20 protein-coding genes are annotated in these 21,508 nt (G+C 68.7%); 15 read left to right on the forward strand and 5 right to left on the reverse strand.

The features are described 5' to 3' along the window. The first annotated feature begins 39 nt into the window (after positions 1 to 39). Together ACWF82_RS07825 and car are read left to right on the forward strand one after the other, a co-directional pair. Positions 40 to 1,566 carry a carboxylesterase/lipase family protein gene (locus ACWF82_RS07825; RefSeq protein WP_452499077.1) on the forward strand — a complete coding sequence of 509 codons (1,527 nt, stop codon included), beginning with the start codon at positions 40 to 42 and terminating at the stop codon, positions 1,564 to 1,566. Continuing rightward, a complete protein-coding gene (gene car, locus ACWF82_RS07830) occupies positions 1,563 to 5,066 on the forward strand; it encodes a carboxylic acid reductase (protein ID WP_452499079.1) in 3,504 nt (1,167 codons plus the stop codon). Before ACWF82_RS07825 ends, car begins: the two co-directional genes overlap by 4 nt. Here car and ACWF82_RS07835 read toward each other — a convergent pair. Together ACWF82_RS07835 and ACWF82_RS07840 are read right to left on the reverse strand one after the other, a co-directional pair. Then, positions 5,023 to 6,447, reverse strand: coding sequence for an NAD(P)/FAD-dependent oxidoreductase (locus tag ACWF82_RS07835; protein ID WP_452499081.1), 1,425 nt, complete (start codon positions 6,445 to 6,447; stop codon positions 5,023 to 5,025). The genes car and ACWF82_RS07835 overlap by 44 nt on opposite strands. 97 nt (positions 6,448 to 6,544) lie before the next feature. Further along, positions 6,545 to 7,471 carry an oxygenase MpaB family protein gene (locus tag ACWF82_RS07840; protein WP_452499083.1) on the reverse strand — a complete coding sequence of 309 codons (927 nt, stop codon included), beginning with the start codon at positions 7,469 to 7,471 and terminating at the stop codon, positions 6,545 to 6,547. 130 nt (positions 7,472 to 7,601) lie between these two features. On the opposite strand from ACWF82_RS07840, the gene ACWF82_RS07845 reads away from it, so the two are divergent. Further along, positions 7,602 to 8,261, forward strand: coding sequence for a TetR family transcriptional regulator (locus tag ACWF82_RS07845; RefSeq protein WP_452499085.1), 660 nt, complete (start codon positions 7,602 to 7,604; stop codon positions 8,259 to 8,261). Positions 8,262 to 8,326: 65 nt separating this feature from the next. Here ACWF82_RS07845 and ACWF82_RS07850 read toward each other — a convergent pair whose 3' ends face one another. Further along, complete coding sequence (locus ACWF82_RS07850) at positions 8,327 to 8,890, reverse strand: TetR family transcriptional regulator (RefSeq protein ID WP_452499087.1); 564 nt, start codon at positions 8,888 to 8,890, stop codon at positions 8,327 to 8,329. Positions 8,891 to 8,983: 93 nt separating this feature from the next. On the opposite strand from ACWF82_RS07850, the gene ACWF82_RS07855 reads away from it, so the two are divergent. Genes ACWF82_RS07855 through ACWF82_RS07865 form a run of 3 tightly spaced genes read left to right on the forward strand, consistent with a single transcriptional unit; the run spans position 8,984 to position 11,203 of the window. Next, entirely contained in the window at positions 8,984 to 9,454 is a 471-nt protein-coding gene (locus ACWF82_RS07855) for a DUF4334 domain-containing protein (protein ID WP_452499089.1), read from the forward strand. Next, on the forward strand, positions 9,454 to 10,542 hold the full coding sequence (locus ACWF82_RS07860; RefSeq protein ID WP_452499091.1) for an NAD(P)-dependent alcohol dehydrogenase: 1,089 nt from the start codon (positions 9,454 to 9,456) through the stop codon (positions 10,540 to 10,542). The genes ACWF82_RS07855 and ACWF82_RS07860 overlap by 1 nt, the downstream gene beginning before the upstream one ends. A 31-nt stretch (positions 10,543 to 10,573) precedes the next feature. After that, complete coding sequence (locus ACWF82_RS07865; RefSeq protein ID WP_452499093.1) at positions 10,574 to 11,203, forward strand: TetR/AcrR family transcriptional regulator; 630 nt, start codon at positions 10,574 to 10,576, stop codon at positions 11,201 to 11,203. Between the two features lie 12 nt (positions 11,204 to 11,215). Here ACWF82_RS07865 and ACWF82_RS07870 read toward each other — a convergent pair whose 3' ends face one another. Continuing rightward, a complete protein-coding gene (locus tag ACWF82_RS07870; protein WP_378854874.1) occupies positions 11,216 to 11,875 on the reverse strand; it encodes a TetR/AcrR family transcriptional regulator in 660 nt (219 codons plus the stop codon). Positions 11,876 to 12,016: 141 nt separating this feature from the next. Between ACWF82_RS07870 and ACWF82_RS07875 the strand changes: the two genes are divergently transcribed. The 8 genes from ACWF82_RS07875 to ACWF82_RS07910 all read left to right on the forward strand — a co-directional run bounded on the left by ACWF82_RS07875 (position 12,017) and on the right by ACWF82_RS07910 (position 20,045). Next, entirely contained in the window at positions 12,017 to 12,817 is an 801-nt protein-coding gene (locus ACWF82_RS07875) for an alpha/beta fold hydrolase (RefSeq protein WP_452499096.1), read from the forward strand. Further along, positions 12,814 to 14,262, forward strand: coding sequence for a flavin-containing monooxygenase (locus ACWF82_RS07880; protein ID WP_452499098.1), 1,449 nt, complete (start codon positions 12,814 to 12,816; stop codon positions 14,260 to 14,262). The genes ACWF82_RS07875 and ACWF82_RS07880 overlap by 4 nt, the downstream gene beginning before the upstream one ends. After that, on the forward strand, positions 14,259 to 15,923 hold the full coding sequence (locus ACWF82_RS07885) for a GMC oxidoreductase (RefSeq protein ID WP_452499099.1): 1,665 nt from the start codon (positions 14,259 to 14,261) through the stop codon (positions 15,921 to 15,923). The genes ACWF82_RS07880 and ACWF82_RS07885 overlap by 4 nt, the downstream gene beginning before the upstream one ends. A 19-nt stretch (positions 15,924 to 15,942) precedes the next feature. After that, on the forward strand, positions 15,943 to 16,476 hold the full coding sequence (locus tag ACWF82_RS07890; RefSeq protein ID WP_452499101.1) for a DUF4334 domain-containing protein: 534 nt from the start codon (positions 15,943 to 15,945) through the stop codon (positions 16,474 to 16,476). A 76-nt stretch (positions 16,477 to 16,552) separates the two neighbouring features. Further along, entirely contained in the window at positions 16,553 to 16,855 is a 303-nt protein-coding gene (locus ACWF82_RS07895) for a hypothetical protein (protein ID WP_452499103.1), read from the forward strand. A gap of 133 nt (positions 16,856 to 16,988) precedes the next feature. Continuing rightward, entirely contained in the window at positions 16,989 to 18,245 is a 1,257-nt protein-coding gene (locus tag ACWF82_RS07900; RefSeq protein ID WP_452499105.1) for an MFS transporter, read from the forward strand. 38 nt (positions 18,246 to 18,283) lie between these two features. Continuing rightward, positions 18,284 to 18,475 carry a hypothetical protein gene (locus ACWF82_RS07905; protein WP_452499106.1) on the forward strand — a complete coding sequence of 64 codons (192 nt, stop codon included), beginning with the start codon at positions 18,284 to 18,286 and terminating at the stop codon, positions 18,473 to 18,475. 91 nt (positions 18,476 to 18,566) lie between these two features. Then, positions 18,567 to 20,045 carry a hypothetical protein gene (locus ACWF82_RS07910; protein WP_452499108.1) on the forward strand — a complete coding sequence of 493 codons (1,479 nt, stop codon included), beginning with the start codon at positions 18,567 to 18,569 and terminating at the stop codon, positions 20,043 to 20,045. A gap of 75 nt (positions 20,046 to 20,120) precedes the next feature. On the opposite strand, the gene ACWF82_RS07915 is transcribed toward ACWF82_RS07910, so the two are convergent. Next, on the reverse strand, positions 20,121 to 20,528 hold the full coding sequence (locus tag ACWF82_RS07915; protein ID WP_452499110.1) for a MerR family transcriptional regulator: 408 nt from the start codon (positions 20,526 to 20,528) through the stop codon (positions 20,121 to 20,123). Positions 20,529 to 20,578: 50 nt separating this feature from the next. On the opposite strand from ACWF82_RS07915, the gene ACWF82_RS07920 reads away from it, so the two are divergent. After that, positions 20,579 to 21,463, forward strand: a complete 885-nt coding sequence (locus ACWF82_RS07920; protein ID WP_452499112.1) for an NAD(P)-dependent oxidoreductase — start codon at positions 20,579 to 20,581, stop codon at positions 21,461 to 21,463. The last annotated feature ends 45 nt before the right edge of the window (positions 21,464 to 21,508 follow it).

Consider the following 21,508-nt stretch of genomic DNA (forward strand, 5'->3'; position numbering starts at 1 on the left):
CGCCTGCGCGGTACCGCTGGTACCACGTACTGTGAGTACATGGTGTCCACCGAGATCGTGACCGCCGACGGAGTCGTGCGCGGTCGTGCGGGCCGTCGAGTCGTCAGCTGGCGTGCCCTGCCCTATGCGGCCCCGCCCGTCGGCGAACTGAGGTTCCGCGCCCCGCAGCCGGCGCAACCGTGGACGGGGGTGCGCTCGGCGACGGAGTTCGGTTTCGCCGCGACGCAGCATCCCAACGGCGCCCGCACCGGTCCGCGCACCTGGCAGCCCATCGGCGAGGACTGCCTCACCCTGAATGTGACCGCCCCCGCGACACCGTCGCCGACCCCGCGGCCGGTCATGGTGTTCATTCACGGTGGCGGGTATGTCATCGGGGCGGCCAGCATGTATTCCGGTGCGCGGCTGGCTGTGCGTGGTGATGTCGTGGTGGTGTCGGTGACCTACCGGCTCGGCGCGATGGGCTATGTCGACTTCAGCGAATTCTCCACGGCGGATAGGCCGTTCGAGTCGAATCTCGGCCTGCGCGATCAGGTCGCGGCGCTCGAGTGGGTGCAGCGCAATATCGCGGCGTTCGGCGGTGATCCCGGCAATGTGACGATCTTCGGTGAATCGGCGGGCGCGCACGCGGTGATCACGCTGCTGGCGACGCCGGCGGCGCGTGGCTTGTTCCACCGTGCGATCGCCCAGAGCGCACCGGCGGATTGGACGGCACAACCGGAGGAGGCTCGCCGCTTCGCCCGCAGTTGCCTGCAACGGCTCGGCGCCGATCCCGCCGACGCCGCGACCGCCCTGACTACGGCCAAGGCGAGCGAGTTGTGCCGGGCGGCCGACCGGGCGCTGGGCCGGTCCCTGCGTGAGCTGCCGGGCAGCTTCGCGTACTCCCCGGTGGTCGACGGCGACTTCCTGCCCGAGGCGCCGATCGATGCGATCACCGCGGGCCGTGCGCACCCGGTGCCGCTGATCATCGGCACCAACCGGGACGAGGCGACGCTGTTCCAGCGGTTCGCGAAGTCGGTCCCGCATACTCCCGAGCAGCTGACGACGACGTTCGGTCGCTGCGATCCCGGTGCCGAGCAGCGTGTGCTCAGGAGTTACCCCGGCTATCCCGCGGCCAGGACCGCGGTGCGGATCGGTGGTGATTTCATGTTCTGGCGTCCGACGCTGGCCGTGCTGGAAGGCCACAGCCGGTTCGCGCCGACCTACGCCTACCGCTTCGACTTCGCGCCGCGCGCGGTGCGGCTGGCTGGTTTCGGCGCGACCCACGCCCTCGACCTGGTTCCGGTGTTCGGGTGGGTCGATACTCCGGTCGGCCGGGCGATGACGTCGGTGGGTGGGCGGCGCGCGTTCCGGTCCGTGCAGGATCTGGTTCAGGACAACTGGCTGAGTTTCGCCCGCACCGGCCAGCCGCTGCCGACCTGGACGCCCTACACGGCCGAACGCCGGGCGACCTGCATCATCGACCATCCGTCCCGCGTGCTGATCGATCCTGATGCCGCGAAACGCGAAGCGTGGCACGGTGTTCGGATCTCGCTGCCGGGTGCCGCCGATCGGAAGACCGAGGCATGACCGTCGATCTCGACGCGGGCCAGCTGGCGCACCGCATCAAGACGCTCTACGCCGAAGACGCGCAGATCCGCGCGGCGGCACCCGACGAGGACGTCTACGCGGCTGTCACCACTCCCGGTCTCCCGCTGGCCGAGATCGTTTCGACGGTGATGACCGCGTACGCGGACCGGCCCGCGCTGGGAGTCCGGCGCACCGAACTGGTGTCGGAAGGTGGACGCGCGACGCGGCGCCTGCTGCCGGAGTTCGAACTGCTGACCTATCGCGAGGTGTGGGAGCGGGCTCGCGCTCTCGCTGCTGCCTGGCACGCCGACGGTGTCGCGGCGGACGATTTCGTCGCGACCCTCGGTTTCACCGGCGCGGACTACACCGTGCTCGATCTGGCGACGATCCACGTGGGCGCGGTGGCGGTTCCGTTGCAGGCGGGTGCGGGTCTGACGCAACTGCGTTCGATCCTGGACGAGACGGAGCCGCGGCTGTTCGCGGTGGACACCGCGCATCTGGCGCTCGCGGTCGATGCCGTTCTCGCCGGTGCGTCACCACGCACGCTGCTGGTGTTCGATCATCACGCCGACGACGATGATCATCGCGAAGCATTCGCCGTGGCTCGTGCCCGGCTGACTGCGGCAGGCTCCACGGTCGCGCTCCACACCATCGACGAGACGGTCGGCCGAGGCCGGACAGTCGATCCCGTACCGCTGTCTGTACCTGCGGTGGGGGAGGATCCGCTGGCGATGCTGATCTACACCTCCGGCAGCACCGGTACACCCAAGGGCGCGATGTACACCCATCGCCTCGTCGCGGCGGGGTGGCAGCATGCCCGGCCGAATGCCGTCATCAATCTGAATTTCCTGCCCATGAGTCATATCGCGGCCCGGCTGACTCTGAACGGTGTGCTTGCCCGCGGTGGGACCGCGTATTTCGCCGCGGCACCGGATATGTCGACGCTGTTCGAGGACATCGAACTGGTGCGGCCGACGGAGATCTTCCTGGTACCGCGGGTGTGCGACATGATCCTGCAGCGCTACCGGCGCGAGGTCGATCGGCGCTCGCGGCCGGGAATCGACCTGGACGCGCTCGGTGACGAGGTGAGAGCCGAACTGCGCGAACAGTTGCTGGGTGGCCGTCTGCTGACCGTGCTGTGCGGGAGCGCGCCGATCGCGCCGGATCTGCGCGGTTTCGTGGAGTCGGTGTTGCGGTTGCGGCTGCACGACGGGTACGGGTCGACCGAGACCGGTGGGGGCGTCATCTTCGATACCAAGGTGATGCGGCCACCGGTGCTGGACTACAAGCTCGTCGATGTGCCGGAGCTGGGCTATTTCCGTACCGACAAGCCGTATCCGCGTGGTGAGCTGTTGTTGAAGACGACGACCATGATCGCGGGCTATTACCGGCGTCCCGAGGTCACCGCCGAGGTGTTCGACGAGGACGGTTTCTGCCGGACGGGGGATGTGGTCGCCGAGCTGGCACCCGACCGGCTGGCCTATGTGGATCGCCGCAACAATGTGCTGAAGCTGTCGCAGGGTGAGTTCGTGACGGTGTCGCGGCTGGAGGCGATCTTCGCCGGTGCCGAGGCGGTGCGCCAGATTTATGTGTACGGCAGCAGTGAGCGGGCGTATCTGCTGGCCGTTGTCGTGCCGACCGAAGCGGCGCTGGCCGGACCGGCCGACGGGTTGCGGGCGGCGGTTGGCGCTTCTTTGCAGCGCGCCGCCGCCGTCGCGGAGTTGGAGCCGTATGAGATCCCGCGTGACTTCCTGATCGAGCCCGAACCGTTCTCGATCGCCAACGGGCTGCTGTCCGGTGTCGGGAAGTTGTTGCGGCCCAAGCTGAAGCAGCACTACGGCGAGCGTCTGGAGGCGCTGTACGACGAGGTGGTGCGGGATCAGGAGGCGGAGCTGGCGAGCCTGCGCCGCGACGTCGCGGGCCTTCCGCTGTTCGACACCGTCGCTCGCGCCGCGCGGGCGGTGCTCGGCTGCGCGGCTTCGGATCTGCGCCCGGATGCGCGGTTCGGTGATCTGGGTGGGGATTCGCTGGCGGCCCTGTCGTATTCGACATTGCTGCGGGAACTCCTGGATGTCGACGTTCCGGTGAATGTTCTGCTCGGACCCGACAGCGACCTGACCCGGATCGCCGAGTACATCCGCCGTGAACGCGAACCGGGCACGCGCAGAGTCGATAGCGACGCGGTGCACGGCGCGAACGCGTCCACGATCCGTGCCATCGACCTGACCTTGGCACAGTTCATCGAAGCCAAGACATTGGCTGCGGCGCCAGGTATTCCGGCGGCGACGGCTCCGGCGAACACGGTGCTGATCACCGGCGCGAACGGTTATCTCGGCCGGTTTCTGCTGCTGACCTGGCTGGAACGGCTGGCACCGGTCGGCGGCCGGGTGATCTGTGTGGTCAGGGGCGGGGATGCCGCTGCCGCCCGTGCGCGACTCGACGCGGCCTTCGACACCGGTAGCGATCTGCGCGAGCGGTTCCGTGCGCTCGCCGCAGACGCGCTGGAGGTGCTGCCCGGCGATATCGGGGAACCGAATTTCGGTCTCGACCCGTCGAATTGGCAGCGCTTGGCCGAGGATGTCGAGCTGATCGTGCACTCGGCGGCATTGGTGAATCATGTGCTGCCCTATGCGCAGCTGTTCGGCCCGAATGTGGTCGGCACCGCCGAGGTCATCCGGCTCGCGTTGACGTCGACGCGCAAGCCGGTGGGTTATCTGTCGACGGTGGCGGTCGCGGCGCAGGGGGAGTCCTTCGCCGAGGACGGTGACGTGCGGATGATGAGTCCTGTGCGCCGCCTCGACCGGAGCTATGCCAATGGTTACGGCAACAGCAAGTGGGCGGGTGAGGTTCTGCTGCGGGAGGCTTCGGACCGTTTCGGGCTGCCGGTGGCGGTGTTCCGTTCGGACATGATTCTCGCGCACAGCACCTGTCCGGGTCAGCTCAATGTGCCCGACGTGTTCACCCGCTTGCTGCTGAGCGTGCTGGTGACGGGTGTCGCGCCGATGTCGTTCTATGTCACCGATTCCCGTGGTCAGCGGCAGCGCGCGCACTACGACGGGCTGCCCGCCGACTTCGTCGCGGCCGCGGTCACCGGGCTCGGTGCGGCGGCGACCGAGGGGTATCGCACCTACGATGTCGTCAACCCGCACGACGACGGCATCTCGCTCGATGTGTTCGTCGACTGGCTGATCGAGTCGGGACATCAGGTGGACCGGATCGCCGACTACGACGAATGGTTCGCCCGCTTCGAGACCGCCTTGCGGGCCCTGCCCGAGGAGCAGCGCAAACACACCTTGCTTCCGCTGCTGCACGCGCATCGCCGTCCCGGCAGGCCGCTACCGGGTTCGGCGTTGCCTGCCGACGGTTTCCGGGCGGCGGTGCGGGCGGCGCGGATCGGGGCCGATCACGATATTCCGCACCTGGGTCCGGAGTTGATCGAGAAGTATGTCAGTGACCTCACCGGCCTCGGGTTGCTCGACCTTCGGTCACAGGCGGGGTAGGCCGCCGGACGCGTGTGCGGGGCGGCGAGGGCGGCATAGTGCCGCGCAAGGCAGTTCGGTTCGTGAACCAGTTGCGGGCGCCCGTGCGGACCTCCAGAGCGAGGTCGTGGAGTAGGGCACGGGTGTCCGCGCGCTGGTGGCGCACCGCGCCGAGGACCAGCCGTGCGGCGCGCGACGGGGTGTGCAGTTCGGCGGGTCTGCGGGTGCGGGAGAAGATGCCGGTGGTGATGCGGGCCAGTTCCGGGTCGGTGGCGGCGCTGCGATACAACGCGATTTCCAAGGGGCGCATGGCTTCTCCGCGAGCGAGCCGGTTGGTCCAGTGGAAGATGTCGCGGCATTCGATGATGCGGCGTCGTTCCCATTCCAGCAGTGATCTGTCCAGTGCGTGCGGGTCGTCGATGTCCACGGTGACGGCGTGGGCGAGGAGTCGTCCGTAGTGCAGGGCGTCGCGGATGCCCTGGGCGGTGACGGGATCTTTGAAGTGTCCGGCGTCGCCGGGCAGCGCCCAGCCGGGGCCCGCGGATCGCCGGAAGTAGGAGGCGATGCCCGTGGCCGCGCGGACCCGGCCGACGCGTTCGCATCCGTGGAGCCGGGCGGCCAGTGCGGGAATCCGTTCGACCGCTTCGCTATAGCGCCGTTCGGCTTCCCCCGGACCGGATCGGCCCGGTGCCGCGGGTGGTTGCACGAGGCTCAGGACGAGGCCGTCGTCGCAGGGGAACGCGGTGCCGAGGTCGGCGCCGTGGCGCCACTGGGCGGCGGTGTGGCGTGGCTCGCCGGTGGTGTCACGCCAGTACGCGTAGTAGCAATCGCGTCCGCTGGGCGTGGTGAGGAACGGCTGGTCGGCGCCCACCGATCGGGCGATGGTGCTGTGGCGGCCGTCCGCGCCGACGACCAGCGCTGCTCTGATCTCGACGACGGCACCGGACGGATCGGTGTATCGCACCCCGGCACACCGGTTCTGCGCCCAGACGACGGAGGTGACCCGGCAGCGCGGGCGGACGTCGGCGCCTGCCTCGATCGCGGCGCGTACGAGGACGCCGTCGAGGCCGGTGCGCCGCACGCACATCGCGTAGTCGATCCCGTCGACAGCGGGAAACGGCGATTCGATGTCGTACCCGGCGCCTTCGGCGTAGGCCTTGGTCAGCCGGGGCGCGCCGAGTTCCTCGACCTCGGCGAGTACACCGAGTCGCCGTAATTCGGCGAGCCCGCCGGGCCACAGCAGATGCGTGGACAGCGTGTCCGACGGCAGGGGAGCGGCGTCGAGGACGACGACCCGATGTCCTGCTCGCGCCAGCGTCACTGCCGTCGCCGAGCCGGCGCAGCGTGCGCCGACTACGACGACGTCGGCCTGTTCGACCGAGGTGACGGGGGAATCGAGCATGGGTACCGCCTCGGGCATCGAGTCTCGGACAAATGTCCAAGAAGATGATCCGGTGGTGGTCAGATGCTGTCAACAGGGCCTGATTCGGCCCTGTCACTCACGACCTGACGGCGGGGTCCGGCGCGAACGAGGTCAGTCCGACCTCGCGATACTGCGTCACCAGCTTGCGGTACTTGCGCCGGTTGCGTGCCATCGGGGAATCGGTGACCGAGGCGGGCAGCCGGTCGAAGGCGACGCGCAGCACGGCGGTGATCGCCGCGAATTCCCGGTCGTGGCGGCGGGTCCAGGTGATGGGCATGCGGGCGCGTACGTCGGGATGCATGATGCCGCAGCCGAGCACCATCACGACATGGCTGAGTATCGGGGATCCCAGCCGCCACAGCGGGCCTGCCAGGGCGGGGAGGAAGTCCGGTAGCGGCGCCTGCCGGACCGAGTCGGTGGCGGCGGCGAGTGCGGGGGTTGCGCGGAGTTCGTCGGCGGCCATGCGCTCGTAGTGGGCGACCAGTTCGGTGTAGTCCTCGATCGGCCGGGACTTGCCGGGCAGGTGCAGGCCGTCGGTCTTGTGCCGGTAGCGGTCCCAGATCGCCTGGTTCTCGGCGGGGGTGGGTTCGGTGCCGGTGAGGGCGATGTAGGCGCCGCGCTGCACGAAGAACGCCGAGTACAGGATCCAGTTCCATGCCTGCGGGTTGAGCGCGGAGTACCGTTCGCCGTCCGGGCCGATGCCTTTGACGTCTCGGTGCAGCACCATGAGCCGCTGGGCTTCGGCGGCGCGTTCGGGGTCTTCGCCGTGGTAGATGAGCTGGTCGGCGGCGGCGGTGCGGACCGCTCGTGCCCACGGCTGATTCCGTGAACGTCCGGTGGCTTCCAATGCGGCCGAGACCGGCGGCAGCATCGGCTGATCGAACAGGCCTACCGCGAACAGGCCGAACAGCACCGATCCGCCCACTCGCTCGAATCGTGCGACGGCACCGGACAGGTGTTCGGGTGCGGTCGATTCGGTGATGTGTGGCACGGGACAGGTCATCGGGAACTCCTTTGTTCCAGCGTCGAGTACATGCGAGCCCGATCGACGCCTTGGCGCCAATCTGGTGCCAAGTGACACCAGAAACTCGTATGGTGTCAGAGTGCACCAGAATGGTGGGATGGTCAAGAGCATGGGTGAGTCTTCCGACAGCACGGCGACACCGCGCGCCTACGCGGGGGTGGCCGCCGACGAGCGGCGGTCCCGGCGTCGTGCCGCGTTACTCGACGCCGCGCTCGACCTGCTTGCCGAGGGTGGCGCACCCGCGGTCACCAAACGGGCGGTCTGCACGCGCGCGCGTCTCAACGATCGCTACTTCTATGAGCAGTTCGCCGACCGCGACACCCTGCTGTCGGCGCTGGTCGACGAGCTCACCACCGAAGGCATCGTCACCGTCGTCGCGGCCACCCGCGCGGCGGCTCCCGATATCCACAGTCAGGTTCATGCCGCCGCCGACGCCGCGCTGGGGTTCCTGATCGCCGACCCACGCAGGCACGCGCTGCTGCTGACTGCCGGCAGCACCGAAGCGCTGCAAGCCGCGCGGCTGTCCACCCAGCACTCGATCGCCGCGGCGATGGCCGCGGTCGCCCGGGAACTCCTCCCGGATTCCACGGACGACGTGCTCGACTCGGCGATGTCGGCCTACGTCGTGGTCAGTGGCACCCTCGAGCTGGTGGCGGCGTGGATGCGCGGGGAATTCGACACCACGCGCGAACATCTCACCGACCTCATCGCCCGGCAGCTACTCCAGGTCCCGCGCACCGAAAGTCCCCGCGCGACGCCCGCGCACTGAGGACGGCGGCGACGAACAGCACGAGATCGGCGCCGACCTGCACGACGGCGGAAGACGGCGCGGCGTCAGGGAGCGACGATGCGGGTGGCGGCGCAGACGGTTGCCGCGCGGCGCGTCGCCAGCTGGTCGTTGTCGCCCTTCTCGGCGGCGAACCTGGCTCGCATCGCATTGGTGCGGGCCAGGTCGGAGAGCATGCGGAGCAGGATCGGGGCCGGGATGTCGGCGGTGATCAGCCCTTCGCGTTGTCCACGGCGTAGTTCGGTGAGTTTCGCGTCGATCGTGTCGCGCAGGATGGCGCCGAAGAAGGCGCCCGCCGGTTCGAGGTCGGACCAGGCTTGCAGGCGCGCGTTGTCGGGGTTGGCGACGAAGTGGTCGAAGAGGCGGCCGACGTAGGCGGGGAGGTCGTCGGCGTTCAGAGCGGTTTCGACGGCGGTGTGGCTGGTCCAGCGTTCGGTGACGGCCGCGTAGAGCTCGTTCTTGCCGGGGAAGTAGGCGTAGAGCCGGTCTTTGCTGGCGTTGGCGGCGGCCGCGATGCGGTTGATCCTGGCTCCGGCGATACCGAATTCGGCGAACTCGGCCTTCGCGGCGGCGAGTATTCGTTCCCTGGTCGCCTCACCCGCTGCCCGCATGAGGTGGATGGTACCTCTTGCCGAACCATCTGGTTCGGAACTATGGTCCGTTCTGGAACCGGATGGTTCTGAAAACGGCGAGACGAGGACACCATGGGCGCGGACAAGCCACGCTGGCAGCAACTGCGGGACGAGACCGACGGCGTCTCCACCGCGGAACTGGACGCGCTCTGGACCCGGCTACGGCCTGCCCGCGCCGAGGACATCCTCGGCGAATGGCACGGCGGCGCGTTCCAGACCGGGCACCCGCTGTGCCGTGCGCTGCCCGCCAGTCGCTGGTACGGCAAGACCTTCCTCGCCCTCGACGATGCCAAACCGCTGATCTGCCGCGCCGAGGACGGCACCCTGTTCTCGAATGTCGAACTGGGACAGGGCGAGGCGACGCTGTGGAACATCGAGTTCCGCGGCGAGGTCACCGCGACGATGGTCTACGACGGTCGCGCCGTGTTCGACCATTTCAAGTGGCTCGACGAGCGGACCCTGATGGGCATCATGAACGGTCGCCCGGAGCTGGTGCTGTCTCGCGGCGAACACTTCTACTTCCTGCTGGAACGGGTGTCCTGATGCGGACGACGGCGGTCCTGTCGCGCGACCCGTCCGCGGCGTTCTCGATCGAGCCGGTCGAGATCGACGAACCAAGGGCCGGGGAGATCCTGGTGCGGATCGCCGCCGCCGGGATCTGTCACACCGACCTGGTGACCCGGCGCGCAGGAGCCGCGGACCGGCCGATCCTGCTGGGCCACGAGGGCGCCGGTGTGGTGGCCGCGGTCGGGCCCGGCGTCAGCACGGTCTCACCCGGTGACCATGTCGTGCTGACCTTCCGGCATTGCGGCGCGTGCGCGACCTGCCTTGCCGGTCGCCCCGCCTACTGTCATCGCTCGGTCGCGCTCAACCAGTTCGGGCGCCGCGCCCACGACACGCCGCGGGTGTTGCTCGACGGCACGCCGGTGCTGGACGGATTCTTCGGCCAGTCGAGTTTCGCCGGGTACGCGCTGACGACCGAGGACAACACCGTCGTCGTCGACGCCGCGATCGACCTGGCGGCGGCCGCGCCGTTCGGCTGCGGATTCCAGACCGGCGCTGGCGCGGTTCTCAATGCTTTGCGTCCCGAATCGGGCGCCTGGCTGGCGGTCTACGGCGCGGGCGCGGTCGGGATGGCCGCGCTGCTGGCCGCGCGCACCGTGGCCGGGGTACGGGTGGTGGTGGTCGAGACGTCGGCCGCCCGGCGGGAACTCGCGCTCGAGCTGGGTGCCGAGGTGGCGCTGGATCCGGCCGAGGGGCCGACGGTGCCGCGGATTCGCGACCTCACCGGCGGTGGGGTGACCCACGCGCTGGACACCACGGGCGTCCCGGCGGTGTTGGCGGATGCGGTGTCGGCGCTGACGACCGGGGCGACGGTGGTCGCGGTCGGTCTCGGTGCGGGCGCCCCGCCGGTGGATGTCAGCGATATCGTGTTGCGCGGCAAGACCATTCGCGGCTGCCTCGAAGGCGACAGCGTGCCCGCCACCTTCATTCCGCACCTGCTCGATCTGCACGCGAGCGGCCGGTTCCCGGTCGAGCGGCTCATCGGCCGCTATCCGCACACCGAGATCGCGGCCGCGCTGGCCGATCAGCGGGCCGGGCGTGTGGTGAAGCCGGTGCTGACATGGTGACCGAACGACCCAGCGAAGGAGGGCTGGTCTCATGACAGTCCTGCACAGCGAGATCCTGTTCTCCGAGGACGAGTCCGGCGGCGGTACCGTCGCCGCCCGCGCGGAACGGCTCCTCGCGGCGCTGAACGCGGCGCGCGAGGTGTTCGTCGCGCACGGCTATCACGGCGCGAGCATGGACCAGATCAGCGCGCGCGCCGGAATGAGCAAGCCGGTGATCTACACCCTCTACGCGAACAAGCTGGATCTGTATCTCGCTGTCCTGCAACACCATCTGGACCGGATGGTGCGCGGTATCCGTGATGCGCTGGCCGGTGCCACCGGGCAGGAGGACAAGGTGCGGCGGGCGGTGCGGGCCTATTTCGACTTCGTCGACGAGGACCCGGACGGTCACGTGCTGATCTTCGAGTCGCCGGTGCCCAGTGAACCCAGCGTGCGCTGGCGGTCGCGGCACGCGTTCGGCGAGTGCGCGGTGCTGGTCAGTGCCGAGTTGCGGGCGGCTGGCATGGATGACGCACGGGCGTTCACGTGCGCGTTCGGTGTCGTCGGGGCCAGTCATCTGGCGGCCCGTCAGTGGCTGGACACGGGCCGCCCGATTCCCAAGCGTGATGCCGTGGCGACGACGGTCGCGCTGTGCTGGAACGGCTTGTCCGGGATCAGCTGACGCGGGGTCAGCTCAGCTCGCGACCGCGGGCAGGGGGCTGCCGTCGAGCAGTTCGTCGCTGGGCAGCCGGCCGATCAGGACGGCGAGTGCGCGCTTCCAGCGGCGTACGACCGCTTCGCGCTCGCCGAGCGTTCCGGTGAGCATGGCCGTCATGGACAGGCCGGTCAGCAGGTCGATGGTGAATTCGACCAGGATCTCCGCGCGCGGATCGGAGGCGTACGGTTCGCCGACGACCTCGAGGTAGAGCCTGCGCATCTCGGTGAACACACGCCGTTCCTCGTGGACGAGGCGCTCGCGCAGTTCGGCGTCGGTGCGGGCCGCGACCCACAGGTCCAGGGCGGTGAAGAAGGCGGGGCTGTTGAGGTCGCGCCAGGCCAGGTCGACGACCGATTGCAGCCGGTCGCGGCCCGGTGGCAGGAGTTCGGCCTCGCGGCGGAACTGTTCGAGCCGCAGGTCGACGACGCGGGTGGTGGCCGCGATGAGCAGTTCGGTGCGGGTGGGGAAGTGATGCTGCACGGTGCCTCGCGCGAGGCCGGCGCGTTCCTGGACGGCGCTGACGGTGGTCGCCGCGTAGCCGCGTTCGAGCAGGCATTGCGCGGTGCAGTCGAGGATCAGGGCCCTGGTAGAGGCACGGCGTTGCGCCTGGGTGCGGCGCGGTTGTTGCACGGTCACCCGAGAAATCGTACGCCGTGACGGTAAAGATTGGGGATCTCGCGCGTCTTGTTGTCCGATTGCCTATTGACGCAGCAGTGATGACCTGGTGCAATCAACAAACCGTACGCAGTAACTGTTTCTTCTGGATGAAGGGCTGCGATGACGCAGATCTCTCATGTTCGCCGGGGCACCGGCTCCCCGATCGTGCTCGTGCACGGGCTCGGCAGCCGCTGGCAGATCTTCGCGCCGGTCATCGACCTGCTGGCCGAACAGCACGAGGTGATCGCCGTCGACCTCCCCGGATTCGGCGCCTCACCGCCGCTGCCAGGCATCCGGCCCGGACCACGCGGGTACGCGAGCTGGCTGGCGCAATGGCTGCGCGACAACGAGATCCGACGGCCGCACGTCGTCGGGAGCTCGATGGGCGGCGGTATCGCCATCGAGCTGGGGCGCACCGGCGTCGCCTCCGCTGTCACCGCGTTCTCGCCTGTCGGTTTCTACGGCACACCGGGCCTGCGCTGGGTGCAGGGGTCGCTGACCGCGATGCGCGCCGCGGCACGGTCGGCGGGTCCGGGGCTCGACCGCGCGGTCGGGCATCGCCTCGGCCGGGCCGTGCTGCTGTCGGTGATGTTCGGTCACCCGACGCGGGTGGACCCCGACGCCGCGCGCGGCGCGCTGGCAGGACTGGCGGGCGCGACCTCGTTCACCGACGCGCGCGACGACTTCGCCGCCTACCGCCTCGACCCCGGCGACGACCCAGGGTCGCTGCGCGATATCCCGCTGACGATCGCCTGGGGTACCCGCGACGTCGTGCTCATCCATCGCACCCAGAGCGCTCGCGCGCGGGAAGTCCTGCCGTTCGCACGGCACCTGGATCTCCCCGGCTGCGGCCACCTGCCGTTCAGCGACGACCCGCAGCTGTGCACCCGGACCATCCTCGACAACCGGAGGACCTCATGACACCGTCGATCGCGGTCATCGGAAGCGGTTTCGGCGGGCTGGCCGCTGTCATCGCGCTGAAGAAGCGGGGCTTCGACGACATCGTCGTCTTCGAGAAGGCCGACGACGTCGGCGGCGTCTGGCGGGAGAATACCTATCCCGGGGCCGCCTGCGATGTGCCCTCGCCGTTCTACTCCTACTCGTTCGAACCGAATCCGCGCTGGCCGCACCGGTTCTCGCGGCAACCGGCGATTCTGGACTACATCCGCAACGTCACCGACAAATACGATGTGCGCCGCCACATCCGCTTCGGCACCGAGGTCACCGCCGCGGAGTACGACGACGCGACCGGCACGTGGACCGTGCGGTTGAGCACCGGGGACAGCGTGGTCTTCGATGTCGTGGTGTCGGCGGTCGGCCAGCTCTCGCGGCCCGCGCTGCCCGCTATCGAGGGCCGGGACTCCTTCGCGGGAGACAGTTTCCACTCCGCCGAGTGGAATCACGACCTCGACCTGACCGGCAAACGGGTCGCGGTGATCGGCACCGGCGCGAGCGCGATCCAGTTCGTTCCCGAGATTCAGCCCGAGGTCGCGACACTGACCGTCTTCCAGCGCAGCGCGCCCTACATCATCCCGCGACCCGACCGGGAGTTCTCCCCGTTACACCATCGGGTGTTCGAGAAACTGCCGGTGACCGCGCTCGCCGAACGCGGCACCTGGTACGGGGTGACCGAGGGCCTCAGCTTCGCCTGGGTCTACTCGAAAATGGCTGCCGCCGTGGTCAAGTCGTGGTCCAAAGCGCACATGCGCAGACAGACCAAGGCCAAGCCCGGCCTGTTCGAGCAGGTGTGGCCCGACTATCCGATCGGTTGTAAGCGGATCCTGTTCTCCGACAGTTATCTGCCTGCCCTGACCGAGCCGAATGTCGAGGTGACCAGCGAGAAGATCACCAGGATCACCCCGGAGGGGGTGCACACCGCCGACGGACGCGAACACGACGTCGACGTCATCATCTGGGGCACCGGGTTCAAGACGACCGAGTTCCTGGCGCCGATGACGATCACCGGCGCGGAAGGTCTTCCGCTGGAGCAGGAGTGGAAAACCGGGGCGCACGCCTACTACGGCATGACGGTGCCGCGGTTCCCGAACCTGTTCATCATGTACGGACCCAACACCAATACCGGTGGCGGTTCGATCATCTACTTCCTCGAGGCGCAGGCCGAATACCTCGGCGACTACGTCGCCCATCTCACCGCGACCGGGAAACCGCTGACGGTGCGCCCCGAGGTGGAACAGGCCTACGACGAACAGATCCAGGCACGGCTGTCGGGCAGTGTGTGGAGTCAATGCACGTCCTGGTACCGGCAGGCCGACGGCCGGATCACCACCAACTGGCCACTGCTCGGATTCCAATACAAGAAGCAGGCGCGGTTCGACCCCGCCGACTACGAGGTGATCTCCGCATGACTGCGTACGACTACGACGTGATCGTCGTCGGCTCCGGATTCGGTGGCAGCGTGACCGCGCTGCGCCTGACCGAAAAAGGTTACCGGGTAGGTGTTCTCGAATCCGGCAGGCGCTGGAACGCCGAGGACTATCCCAAGACCAACTGGAACATTCCCAAGGCCATCTGGGCGCCGCGCCTCGGGCTGACCGGGCCGCAGCGGATCAGCGTGCTCGGCAAGTGCCTGGTGTTCAGCGGTTCCGGTGTCGGCGGTGGTTCGCTGATCTACGGCAACACGCTCTACGAGCCGCTGCCCGAGTTCTACCGCGACCGCGCGTGGGCGCACATCACCGACTGGAAGAGCGAGCTGGCGCCCTACTACGACCAGGCCAAGCGGATGCTCGGCGTCGTCGAGAACCCGCGGCTCGGTCCGAAAGACGAAGTGCTGCTCGACATCGCGCGTGGGCTGAACGTCGCCGACACCTTCCACCGCACCCAGGTCGGGGTCTTCTTCAACGAGGGCAACGAAGGCACCGAGGTCGAGGACCCCTACTTCGGTGGCGCCGGCCCGCGCCGCGCCGGCTGCATCCACTGTTCGGATTGTTTCACCGGCTGCAAGCACAACGCGAAGAACACGACGACGGTCAACTACCTGCATCTCGCGGAAAGCCGTGGCGCGCAGGTACATCCGCTGACCACGGTCACCTCGGTGGCGCCCGACGGCGCCGGCGGGTACCGGGTCGGGACCGTCGCGTCCAACGGCTGGTTGCGTAAGGAGCGGCGCACGTTCACCGCGCAGCAGGTGGTGTTCGCCGCCGCCGCGCTCGGCACCCAGAAGCTGTTGCACACGCTGCGCGCCGACGGCACGCTGCCGCAGCTGTCGCCGCGCGTCGGCGAGCTGACCCGCAGCAATTCCGAGGCGATCATCGGTGTCACCAGCAAGTCCCGCAAGGACTTCGCCCAGGGCGTGGCGATCACCTCCTCCATCCATCCCGAACCGCAGACCCACGTGGAGGTGTGCACCTACGGGTCGGGGCAGAACGCGCTGTTCCTGCAGACGGTGCCGATGGTCGACGGCGGGGCGTTCCGGTTCCTGCGGCTGCTGCTGACGATCCTGTTGCATCCGCTGCAGTTCCTGCGCTCGCAGAACGCGCACGGCGCCTCGGACCGGTCGGTGATCCTGCTGGTCATGCAGTCACTGGACAACTCGCTCACCTCGTATCTGAAGGGGCGCAGGCTGGTCACCAAGCAGGGCAGTGGGGAACCGAATCCGGCCTGGATTCCGCTGGCGCACGACATCGCCCGCAAGTACGCGGGCGAGATCGACGGCATCAGTGGCAATGTCGCCACCGACATCTTCAACATCCCCGCGACCGCCCACTACATCGGCGGGTGCACGATCGGAGACTCCCGTGAGACCGGGGTGATCGATCCCTACCAGCGGGTCTACGGCTACCCGGGTTTGCACGTCGCCGACGGCAGCGCCATCACCGCGAACCTCGGCGTGAACCCGTCGCTCACCATCACCGCGCAGGCGGAACGGGCGATGGCGTTCTGGCCCAACAAGGGCGAGGAGGATCCGCGACCCGACCTCGGAGCTCCCTACCGGCGGATCAGCCCGGTCGCCCCTGCCCAGCCCGCGGTGCCCGCGACGGCGCCTGGCGCGCTGCGCCTGCCCGCCTGACATCTCCGGAGAGGAATCCATGACCGCCACCGCTCAGCTCACCCTCCTCGAACCCGCCTGTAGCCGGGACGCGGCGCTGGCGTTGTTCGACAGCCTCCCGCCCGTGCCTGCGAGCGAGCTCACCGGCCGCTGGCACGGTCGCGAACTGGCCACCGGCCACCCGCTCGACGGGCTGCTCGCGGCGTCGGGCTGGTACGGCAAACAGTTCGACGGCCTCGACAGCGTCCATCCGCTGCTGTTCTGTGACCCCGCGGGTGAGATCTTCGCCGTCGACCCGAAGAAGGTGCCTCTCGGAATCGCCGACAAGGTGCCGCACGCGCTCGTCGAGCGTGTGCGCGGCCTGCTCGGGGTGCTCGGGCCCGCGCTGCGCACGCGCAGGTACCGGGCGCGATTGCGCGGGGTCGAACACCGTGGGGTCGTGACGGCGGCCATGGTCTACGACCACCTGCCGATCATCGACGTCTTCCGCCGGGTCGACGACGACACCGTGCTCGGTTTGATGGACTTCCGTGACATGCCGGAGCCGTACTTCTTCGTCCTGGCCCGCGACTGACGGTCAGGGGTGGTGCATCGCCGCGATCAGGGGTACTCATGAGATATGGAACGGCTGGTCGAAAGGACGGCAGGCCATGGCTACACACCACGATCCGCATGTACACAAGTTCCCCGATACCGAGCGCACGTTCCGTTCCCACGCGGGTGAGTCCATCCAGGATTCGCTCAACTGGCCCGGACTGTTCCTCATCGGTGTCGGCATCGTCTTTCTCGCCGCGACGCTGACCGCCGCGGGATCCGGCCACGTCGGGTGGGCAGTGATCGCAGGCCTGATCTGTGGCGTGTGCTTGCTGTCGGGAGTGATGATCGTGCTCGCGGAGCACCGCCGGATCAAGCTCGGTGAGGGACTGCACCTGAGTGACCCGGGCGGCCACTGAGGTGACCGGCTGGTCCTCGCCCGGGCAGCATCTGCCCGGGCGATAGTCGTGCGTCAGGTCCGGCGGGATCTCGCCGCGCACTGACCGGAAACTGATTGGACCACTGTCCATCTTTGGCGCAGTGTTGACGGTCATGAGCGAACATCCCGCCCAGCGGCGCACTCTCACAGTGCTCGTGGCCGCCCAGATATTCAGTGGAGCGGGCCTGGCCGCTGGCATCACCGTCGGCGCGCTGCTGGCACAGGACATGCTCGGGTCGACCGGACTGGCCGGGTTGCCCAGTGCGATGTTCACCGTCGGGTCGGCGGCGGCCGCGGTCGCGGTCGGGCGGATCTCGCAGCGTGCCGGACGCCGAGCCGGGCTGACCTTCGGCTATCTGGTCGGTGCGCTCGGCAGTTTCGGTGTGGTCGTCGCGGCGGTCACCGGGAGCATCGCGGTGCTGTTCGCGTCGTTGCTGGTCTACGGGGCTGGCATGGCGACGAGCTTGCAAGCCCGCTACGCCGGCGCCGATCTCGCCACCCCGGCGCACCGGGCGCGAGCGATCAGCACGGTCCTCGTCGCGACGACGGTTGGCGCGGTCGTCGGTCCGAATCTGCTGCATCCGACGGCCGATCTGGCCACGGCGTGGGGGATTCCGCCACTGTCGGGGCCATTCGTGTTGTCGGGTGCGGCGTATCTGGTCGCCGGGATCGTGCTGTGGGTGGCGTTGCGGCCGGACCCGCTCGTGCTCGCCCGCGGCATCGCCGTGTCGGAAGAAGCCGCCGAGTCGGCCGGGACGCTCCCCGCGAAGACGTGGTCGGGGCCGATCGTGGCCGGGGCGACGGTGATGGTGGTGACCCAACTGGTCATGGCCGCCGTCATGACGATGACGCCGATCCACATGCAGCATCACGGTCACGGTGTCGGGGCCGCGGGCTTCGTCATCGCGGTGCACGTCGCCGGGATGTATCTGCCGTCGCTGCTGTCGGGCCTGCTCGTCGACCGGTTCGGGGCCGGGCTGGTCGCCGTGGCCGCGGCAGCCACCTTGGTCGCGGCGGGGCTGGCCGCGGCGCTGGCCCCGCCGAGTTCGGTGATCGCGCTGGCGGCCGCGCTCGGGCTGCTCGGCCTCGGCTGGAACCTTGGCCTCGTCGCGGGCACCACGATGATCGCCGACGCCACCCCGGTCGCGACCCGCGCCCGCACCCAGGGCACCGTCGACGTGGGCATCGCCATCGCGGGGGCGGGCGGCGGCCTGGGATCCGGACTGATCGTCGCGGCCGCCGACTTCCCGGGCCTGGCCTACCTCGGCGCGGCGATCGCGCTGCTCATCGTCCCGGCGCTGGCGTGGAGTACCCGCCGCTCGCGAGTGCGGGACGAGGTTCGCCCCGTCGACGCCCGCATCGACAACTGACCAGCGATGGGACCGGGAGCCGTGCGATGATCTGCCGCATGAAAGGTCAAGCGAACACCCCGCGGTTGCTCGGCTTGCTCGGTGGCGTCGCTGTCCTGCTGCTGATCACCAACTGGAGCCCGATGCGTGCTGTCGCTTACGGCGTCATCTGGTCTGTTGCCGCGGTGGTCCTCGTCGTCCGGGACCGGCGCCGTTCCGCCGAGGCGGTGGCTCCCGAACTCAGGTCGTAGACGGGAGCCGAGTGCCCGCGAAACGCCTGGACTCGGTGCGGGGCCGACCCTAGGATCGGCGGATCACGTCCGGGTAGTGGGGGGATTTGTCGTGTCGACCGTACTCAGGGGCGCGAGCTGGGTCGTGTCCTTCGTTCCGCTGCTCTCGCTCGGTTTTCTGACGTGGCTGCTGTTCACGGTCCTGGCGGTGCGGGCCCGGTCGTGGCCGGTGGCGTGCGCCGCACTCGGGTATCTGGGGTTGTTAACCCTGGCGCTGTGGACGTTCCGGACACACGAGACGGTGTTCGACATCAGCTTGTTCCTGCTGATGGTCGGTGGCACCGCACACGCGGTGCTGGTGCGGCACTTGTGGTTTCGCCGGGACCGGCGGCGGCCCACCTCGGTCGACGTGGTGGCGGCCGAGGCCAGATCGGTCGACTACGCCGTGGTGTCGGCGGGCGGTGTCGCGCCGGAACCTGTTCTCGCCGAACCTGTCACGGTCGAGGAACCGGTGCGGCGGCTGCTCGACGAGATCGATGAGCTCGTCGAGGAGAGCCTGCGCGACGGCGAGCCGCAGGTCGGGTACGACTACGACGATCCGACCTATCCGGACTGTCCGAACCCGTACTGCGACGAGCCCTGGCACGGGCTGGCGATCACCACACGCATGGAACGGATGCGCACCTACGGCGAGGTGGATGTCGACTACGACTATCGCGACGACGACAGTCCCGTGCTGTGTCCGGGATCGGCGTTCGAGGGGGAGTGGGAGCAGCCGTCCCACGAGATGACAGCCGAATCGGAGCGCGCGCTCCCGCCACCGGAACCGGAACCCGACCCCGTGGTGACGCTGTGTGCTCGCGCCGACACGCTGTGGACGGCCGTCGCTCGACCCGCCGTGCTGATCGTCGTGACGAGCTGGCTGCTCGCGATGGTGTCGATGTTCCTGGCTCCCGCGCAGTGGCGCTGGCTCACCGTCGCCGTCGGTGTCATGGCGCCCATGTGGGCAGGCTGGTTGTACGGGCGCGAGAAGCACCTGTTCCCGGATGGGTACGCGCGGAAAAGGCTGCGGGCACGGCGCTCCGCCGTGGCGGCGATCGTGCTGATGGTGTGGGGCGGGTGGCTGCCGATGCGATGGGCGTCGGAACCACCGCTCGACCCAGCCGAGGGATACTTCGCCCTGGTCATCGGGTGCGCGGTGGCCAGCCTCGGGCATGCCGTCGTGCAGATCGGCCGGGTCCGCCCGATAGCCGGTGCATCGCTGGACGACATGGTCGAGACCGATCCGAAGGCGCACGGTGCGAACCTGGTGGTCCTCGGCTTCGGCTGGATGTTGTTCGGGCTGCCGATCACTTTGCTGTCCGGCTGGATCCTGGGCTACCTGGCCTATCAGCCCGGCGCGATGTGGGCCGCGGTGGCGGTGAACGCGGTGCTCGTGCTGGCCTTCTTCTTCGAATCGGGCGCGGTGAAGATCATCACGAAAACCCGTGATGACGGGGATCTTCCGATGATCGTGTTCCTCACGATCGGTGTCGGCGCACTGCTGATCTGGTCGCTGCTGCGGATCGGGGCGACACAGTTCCAGCCGTGAGCTGCGCCGGTGCTGGAGGATGGGCTGATGCTGATCCGCATTGTGGGGACCGGGTTGCCCGGCTCGTGCGGAATCTCAGGCGGGAACAGCTTCACGGCCGGCACCGTCGAACGGTGGATAGCTGTCACCGCCGGTCTGCTCGGCCGCCGCGATATAGGCCGCCAACGCGTCGCGAGACCGCGCCAGCCGGTCGATCTGGTCGGTGAGGCGCTGCATCCGTGACTGCATGGCGGCCAGGAGATCGGGGCAGCCGGGGAGCTCGGGGACTTCGCCTTGGGCGCAGGGCAGCAGGTAGGCGATGTCTTCCGAGGACAGGCCCGCACCGAGCAGGTGCCGGATCTGGGTCACCCGCAGTACGGAATGCTCGGGGTAATCGCGATAGCCGTTGGCACTGCGGTCGGCCTCGAGCAGTCCCTGGGCCTCGTAATAGCGCAGCTGATGGGCGTTGACGCCCGTCTGATGACTCAGTTCCCCGATTCGCATCGAATCCCTCACTTGACCTTCACACCGGTATCAACGTTGACGATGCTCCCATGAACAACACCACCGACACACCTGTGACCGTCATCGGACTCGGCCTGATGGGCCAGGCACTGGCAGGCGCCTTCCTCGCCGCCGGGCATCCCACCACCGTCTGGAACCGCACCGCCGCCAAAGCCGACGACCTGGTGACCCGGGGCGCACGACTGGCGCCAACGGTCGGCGACGCGCTCGCAGCGAGTCCGCTGACCATCGTCTGCGTCACCGACTACGCAGCAGTGCGCGAACTGCTCGGCGCGAGCGATATTCCGCTCGACGGTACAACCGTTGTCAACCTGACTTCGGGCGATTCGGCCCAGGCCAGGGAAGCCGCGCGGTGGGCCGAGCAGCGAGGCCTCCGCTACCTCGACGGCGCCGTCATGGCAATCCCGTCGACGATCGGAACCGCCGCGGCCGTCATCCTGCACAGCGGGCCGCAAGCGGACTTCGACGAACACCGGCCGACATTCGAAGCGCTCGGCGGCGTCCGCTACCTCGGCGCCGACCACGGGCTCGCGTCGCTGTACGACGTGGCGGGCCTGGCCATGATGTGGAGCGTGCTCAATGCGTGGCTGCAGGGCACCGCGATGCTGCGGACCGCGGGCGTCGACGCCGCGACCTATGCGCCGTTCGCGCAGCTGATCGCCACCGGCGTTGCCGAGTGGCTGCCCGGCTATGCCGAGCAGATCGACCGCGGTGAGTTTCCCGCCGAGGTGGCGGCGTTGGCGACCGATGCGCGGTCGATGGCACATTTGGTCGAGGAATGCGAGGCACTGGGTGTCAACGCCGAGCTGCCGAGGCTGATCAAGGCGATGGCCGACCGGTCGATCGCGGCCGGACATGGCGGAGAACAGTATCCGGTGCTGATCGAGGAATTCTCCAAGCCCCACGGCAGTTGATCGTGGCCGGTGTGCCGCCCAGAGCGACTGGGCGGCACACCGATT

This window comes from Nocardia sp. NPDC055053 (assembly GCF_053608285.1).

What these genes read in the sequence shown, in the direction of transcription:
- ACWF82_RS07825 (WP_452499077.1), top strand. Translation starts at nt 40, where the DNA reads ATGGTGTCCACCGAGATCGTGACCGCCGACGGAGTCGTGCGCGGTCGT.
- car (WP_452499079.1), top strand. Translation starts at nt 1,563, where the DNA reads ATGACCGTCGATCTCGACGCGGGCCAGCTGGCGCACCGCATCAAGACG.
- ACWF82_RS07835 (WP_452499081.1), bottom strand. Translation starts at nt 6,447, where the DNA reads ATGCTCGATTCCCCCGTCACCTCGGTCGAACAGGCCGACGTCGTCGTA.
- ACWF82_RS07840 (WP_452499083.1), bottom strand. Translation starts at nt 7,471, where the DNA reads ATGACCTGTCCCGTGCCACACATCACCGAATCGACCGCACCCGAACAC.
- ACWF82_RS07845 (WP_452499085.1), top strand. Translation starts at nt 7,602, where the DNA reads ATGGGTGAGTCTTCCGACAGCACGGCGACACCGCGCGCCTACGCGGGG.
- ACWF82_RS07850 (WP_452499087.1), bottom strand. Translation starts at nt 8,890, where the DNA reads ATGCGGGCAGCGGGTGAGGCGACCAGGGAACGAATACTCGCCGCCGCG.
- ACWF82_RS07855 (WP_452499089.1), top strand. Translation starts at nt 8,984, where the DNA reads ATGGGCGCGGACAAGCCACGCTGGCAGCAACTGCGGGACGAGACCGAC.
- ACWF82_RS07860 (WP_452499091.1), top strand. Translation starts at nt 9,454, where the DNA reads ATGCGGACGACGGCGGTCCTGTCGCGCGACCCGTCCGCGGCGTTCTCG.
- ACWF82_RS07865 (WP_452499093.1), top strand. Translation starts at nt 10,574, where the DNA reads ATGACAGTCCTGCACAGCGAGATCCTGTTCTCCGAGGACGAGTCCGGC.
- ACWF82_RS07875 (WP_452499096.1), top strand. Translation starts at nt 12,017, where the DNA reads ATGACGCAGATCTCTCATGTTCGCCGGGGCACCGGCTCCCCGATCGTG.
- ACWF82_RS07880 (WP_452499098.1), top strand. Translation starts at nt 12,814, where the DNA reads ATGACACCGTCGATCGCGGTCATCGGAAGCGGTTTCGGCGGGCTGGCC.
- ACWF82_RS07885 (WP_452499099.1), top strand. Translation starts at nt 14,259, where the DNA reads ATGACTGCGTACGACTACGACGTGATCGTCGTCGGCTCCGGATTCGGT.
- ACWF82_RS07890 (WP_452499101.1), top strand. Translation starts at nt 15,943, where the DNA reads ATGACCGCCACCGCTCAGCTCACCCTCCTCGAACCCGCCTGTAGCCGG.
- ACWF82_RS07895 (WP_452499103.1), top strand. Translation starts at nt 16,553, where the DNA reads ATGGCTACACACCACGATCCGCATGTACACAAGTTCCCCGATACCGAG.
- ACWF82_RS07900 (WP_452499105.1), top strand. Translation starts at nt 16,989, where the DNA reads ATGAGCGAACATCCCGCCCAGCGGCGCACTCTCACAGTGCTCGTGGCC.
- ACWF82_RS07905 (WP_452499106.1), top strand. Translation starts at nt 18,284, where the DNA reads ATGAAAGGTCAAGCGAACACCCCGCGGTTGCTCGGCTTGCTCGGTGGC.
- ACWF82_RS07915 (WP_452499110.1), bottom strand. Translation starts at nt 20,528, where the DNA reads ATGCGAATCGGGGAACTGAGTCATCAGACGGGCGTCAACGCCCATCAG.
- ACWF82_RS07920 (WP_452499112.1), top strand. Translation starts at nt 20,579, where the DNA reads ATGAACAACACCACCGACACACCTGTGACCGTCATCGGACTCGGCCTG.